This is a genomic window from Rhodopirellula maiorica SM1 (assembly GCF_000346295.1).
Classification (GTDB): Bacteria; Planctomycetota; Planctomycetia; order Pirellulales; family Pirellulaceae; genus Novipirellula; species Novipirellula maiorica.
This window is the reverse complement of the sequence record NZ_ANOG01000909.1, coordinates 1-4,163: the sequence shown is the minus strand read 5'-3', so window position 1 is coordinate 4,163 and position 4,163 is coordinate 1. Positions and strand designations below refer to the sequence as shown.

Below are 4,163 nucleotides of genomic sequence, written 5' to 3'. Positions count from 1 at the left end.
ATTGAATTTCACACATTTCTGGCACGGCGTTTGCGCACTGGGGCACCTATGGCGGATGGTCCGCCAGCTTGACACGCAGTGGATGAGCTGCCGAGGCCTCTGCTGATCCATCTGCACAACCAATCGACTTACCACGATCTTTCGGAGCAGGTACTGAACTTCACGACGCTTTCGTGGCGATCAACGCTACCGTCAGAACAGCAGCCATTTCTCTTCAACCGCAAGCTCAACCGTTCCGAACCATCAAAATGATTGTGCCCGAAACCGACGGCAGGCCAGAAAGCACCCGAGAGCATTATTTGGCGTGACTCTGACGCGGTCGCGTTACTAGCTGCTGGACCGCCTTACCTAGCTCGGCCACCGAAATCGGCTTGATCACAAACCCATCGGCTCCTGCCGCCTTGGCGGCAACAACTTCGGAATCATTGCCGCTCATAATAGCCACCGGCACATCCCCATTGGGCCCTTCGAGCTGGCGGATTTTCACGAGCGCCTCGATGCCGCTGATTCCTGGCATTTGCACATCCATCAACACGAAACGATACGGCGTCTCGGTCAACATCGCCAGAGCCTGCTCGCCATCCGCGGCAGGACGTGCGGGAAATCCGATCAGCTCCAACGCATGAAGCAGCGATTGCTGGACAAGAACGTTGTCCTCGACAAGCAAACCGGGCTCGCTCGCATAAGCGTCTACTGACGTCGCCGTCGACTGCTCACATGAAGAATGAGACGTCATAACCTGTGAAGCTCCTGTCGTCCAAAAATGCAAATTAACTAACGTCAAAAGGGATACTCGGCGAGTGCCTCGGATCCCCCCGCATCATTGTTGCGATTAGGCGAACTGTACCGTATCGCACTTTAAAGTCTAGCAGACGCGATCATGTCACGTAGTCACGTCGTGAGACTTGTCAAAACACAAGTCAAACTGTTCTCGCTCCGCAGTCGATAAGTCGTGGACACAACCTGTTCGTTCGCCCTCGATCGACGAGGGATTCCCTCAATTGATAATGGGATCATCTATGCCATTCCTCGGCGGCAGCCTTGCATTCGAGAGATTTAGTGTCAGTGGTTTTGAAGTTTCCGAGTTCGGTGACGAACAAATCGAACTTCTTGCCCAAAACGTTGCTGGCAATAACCAAACCGCATCCGCAGAGAACGTTCATATCGGATTCCTCGGCGGAGCCCACTTGTTTGACCAAGAGTTTGAAGTCAGCAAGAACGTGCTCGACGAAGCGGTTCACTTCAGCATCCGCATCGACACCAACCAAATTCCCTCGGCCATCCGCAAAGCGTGGCTACAAATGGAATTATTGGCGTTGGCAAAAGATAGTCCAAGCGGAGTGGTGTCAAAAGCGGGCCGTAAAGAAGCCAAAGAAGCGGTCGAACAACGCTGTGAAGTCGAGGCGGCATCGGGCAAGTATCGCAAAATGCAGCAGTTCCCGTTGCTGTGGGACCACACCCGCGAAACGCTCTACTTTGGTGGTACCGCCGGCACCGCCAGCGGTCACTGCGCCGACCTGCTCGAACGCGTCTTTAACGTCGAACTGCGTCATATCAGTGCGGGTTCGATCGCGCAGGCGTGGGCAATCGAAAACGACTTGTATGCCGAAGTCGACGATCTCGTCCCAGCAAACTTTGTTCCGGCCGTCCCTCACGGTGATCTCGCCTGGACCAACCAACACTCCAAGGCACCGGATTTTCTCGGCAACGAATTTTTGCTGTGGTTGTGGTGGACGCTGGAAAATGATTCGGACACCTTCACGTTGCCCGACAATTCCGAAGTCACGGTGATGTTGACCAAGACACTCTCGTTGGAGTGCCCGTTGGGTGAATCGGGAAAAGAGACGATTTCGCACGAGAGCCCGATCAAATTGCCCGAAGCGATGCATGCGATTCGCTCCGGAAAATTGCCTCGCAAATCGGGCATGACCGTGATTCGCGACGGTCAACAATACGACCTCGTTTTGCAAGCCGAGACGTTTGGCATCAGCGGAGCGAAGATTCACGTCGACGAGGATGCCGACTTCGAAGTCGACGAGCGAATTGATGCGATCCGGACACTCAGCGAAACCATTGACTTGATGTTCCACAGCTTCTGTGCCCGACGGGTCAGCGACACTTGGAGCAAAGACCTAAAGGGCATCATCCACTGGCTCGAGAATGCTGGAACGCAGGCAGAACGATCAGCCGCGTAAGCGACTCGAATCCTATTCGTCGATTCCGCCGATCCCGCCGGGGCAAGCCCGGCGGAGATCCTTTGCGGAGCTTCGCTTCGCTGGTAGCCTCCAGTTGCCTCTGCCGCCGGGGCAAGCCCGGAGCGGAAACGTCGATGCTTCCTGCCTGGCTTGTCCCGGCGGGGGCCAACAAGTGGCAGCTACAAATGCTAAATTGAAAGCCGATCTCTGGCTGATCTTTCCCGATCTCCGCTCCGGGCTTGTCCCCGCGGGATCAACAAATGGCAGCTGCTCGTGTGTGAATCACCGAATCCGTACCAGTCTCCGCCATCGGTCGATGAAGCTCCGCCGTCATGGTGGCAGCGGATTCGTCATTGGTTTCAGCCACAAGCGGAGGCTCGCTATGAAGTCGGCGATGACGCTAGCCTGCTCGAATTCCTGCGTGGTCGCTGCCTCTTTTTCGAAGGCGTCGTCTTTTTTGTCGATCGCGGTGACCGCACGATTCTGCATGCTGCGATCGCACTGCGCAGCGATGATCGCGAATTGGTTGACCGCAGCTGCGCAGAAGTCGTCCGCGTGCTGCAGATCTTTTTCCGGTACTATCCCGATATCGAAAAAGGGGTCACGGGACGTCAGCTGTGTGTTCGTTTCCTGCGTCTGTACACAGATTTTGACGACGAGGTCCGCGAACGAAAAATTATCGGTACGATTCCGCTGCCCCGCGAGGCTCAAGAACTCCACGATTCAGCGGACGCGGTAGCCGATTGATTTGAGCTTCTCTTGCACGCGGGCAAGGTGATCGCCTTGGATTTCGATCTGGTTTTCTTGCAGCGATCCCCCCGCCCCAATTGCCGATTTCAGCTCCGACAACAGCTTTGGCAAATCGGTTTCCTCGGGATTCAAGTCTTTGACGATCGTCATCACCCGTTTGTTTTTGCGGCGTTCGGTGAACACCTTGGCCGTTTGCTTTTCCGCTGGCAGGTATTCGTGAGCCGGCGGTGGGCACTTGCACGCTTCTTCGAGTTCACCGCAACGATCACAGGTGGGCGGAATATCGAACGGCGTGCCTGCGAATAGTCGTGTCATCGTTACAGGAAAAAAGGGTTAATAAAGCTGTCGAGTGCGCTGCGGGAGTAGAATCGCCCCGGATCATCTTAACCGACTTTAGTCGCCAGGGACTAGGCGAGGCCGGGTGCCACGCTCGAACCGGTGCCTTACGGCAACTCGGCTCATTTGCGGCGTGCCGTTGGCGATGATCACGCGGCGATTCGGCCTTCTTCGTCGTCGTCACTCTTAGCCTCATCGACTTGTTTCGCTTCGTCAATGCGAGGCAGCTTTTCTTCGAACAACGGACGTTTGGGCCGTCGTTCGGATTCCATCCGGTCAAACAGGCTGCCGAGCAGTTTGGGGTGAAAGCAGACATAACCCCAGATCAATCCGAAGGCGGCTCCGCCAAACACGTCACTAATAAAGTGGGCTCCTGAGTACATCCGCTGAAGCATCGTGCCGAGCAGCATCATGGCGAATACCCAGCGTCCTCGCGGCAACACGGCGGCCAGCCCGATTGCGAACGCCGCCGCGACCGCCATGTTCGAACTGGGAAAGGCTCGTGTTCCTGCATCAAACGTGGCCACCTGATCTAGCGACCAATCGAACACCCAATGCCACGCTTTGTCATAAGTCGCAATGTCCAGATTGATTCGACTGGGGCGTTCGCGCAAGACAAACATTTTTGCGATCGTCGATACCGCTCCGGCCCCCATCGCCAGCACGGCTAACCGCGGCACATAGCGGCGGCGACGCGGTGCCATCAGCAAGATGCACAGCAGTATCAAGAACACGCCGGTTGCATGCGAAAAATAGCCGGCCAATTCAAACACGCTGGCGATCTCTTTCGAGGGCCGATTGACCGCCAACCAACGACCGACCGGAACGTCAATCAGCGTCAACATGGGAACAATCAAGAGCGAAATGCCCGACATCCACATC

5 protein-coding genes are annotated in these 4,163 nt (G+C 55.9%); 2 read left to right on the top strand and 3 right to left on the bottom strand.

Translation table 11 applies throughout. The features are described from left to right. Nucleotides 1-295: 295 nt before the first annotated feature. The gene (locus tag RMSM_RS28870; RefSeq protein WP_081614366.1) at nucleotides 296-736 is read right to left on the bottom strand and encodes a response regulator; all 441 of its coding nucleotides are present in this window, start codon (nucleotides 734-736) and stop codon (nucleotides 296-298) included. Between the two features lie 283 nt (nucleotides 737-1,019). On the opposite strand from RMSM_RS28870, the gene RMSM_RS28865 reads away from it, so the two are divergent. Together RMSM_RS28865 and RMSM_RS28860 are read left to right on the top strand one after the other, a co-directional pair. Continuing rightward, a complete protein-coding gene (locus RMSM_RS28865) occupies nucleotides 1,020-2,195 on the top strand; it encodes a hypothetical protein (RefSeq protein WP_008705659.1) in 1,176 nt (391 codons plus the stop codon). Nucleotides 2,196-2,468: 273 nt separating this feature from the next. Continuing rightward, nucleotides 2,469-2,942 (top strand): hypothetical protein, encoded by a 474-nt coding sequence (locus RMSM_RS28860; protein WP_008705657.1) that lies wholly within the window; start codon nucleotides 2,469-2,471, stop codon nucleotides 2,940-2,942. On the opposite strand, the gene RMSM_RS28855 is transcribed toward RMSM_RS28860, so the two are convergent. Both RMSM_RS28855 and RMSM_RS28850 read right to left on the bottom strand, forming a co-directional pair. Continuing rightward, on the bottom strand, nucleotides 2,919-3,260 hold the full coding sequence (locus tag RMSM_RS28855; protein ID WP_008705655.1) for a translation initiation factor: 342 nt from the start codon (nucleotides 3,258-3,260) through the stop codon (nucleotides 2,919-2,921). The genes RMSM_RS28860 and RMSM_RS28855 overlap by 24 nt on opposite strands. A gap of 170 nt (nucleotides 3,261-3,430) precedes the next feature. Beyond that, a partial coding sequence (locus tag RMSM_RS28850) for a phosphatase PAP2 family protein (RefSeq protein ID WP_008705653.1) occupies nucleotides 3,431-4,163 on the bottom strand: 733 nt, incomplete at its 5' end.

Coding starts and splice junctions, on each gene's coding strand:
- RMSM_RS28870 (WP_081614366.1), bottom strand. CDS start 736: ATGACGTCTCATTCTTCATGTGAGCAGTCGACGGCGACGTCAGTAGAC.
- RMSM_RS28865 (WP_008705659.1), top strand. CDS start 1,020: ATGCCATTCCTCGGCGGCAGCCTTGCATTCGAGAGATTTAGTGTCAGT.
- RMSM_RS28855 (WP_008705655.1), bottom strand. CDS start 3,260: ATGACACGACTATTCGCAGGCACGCCGTTCGATATTCCGCCCACCTGT.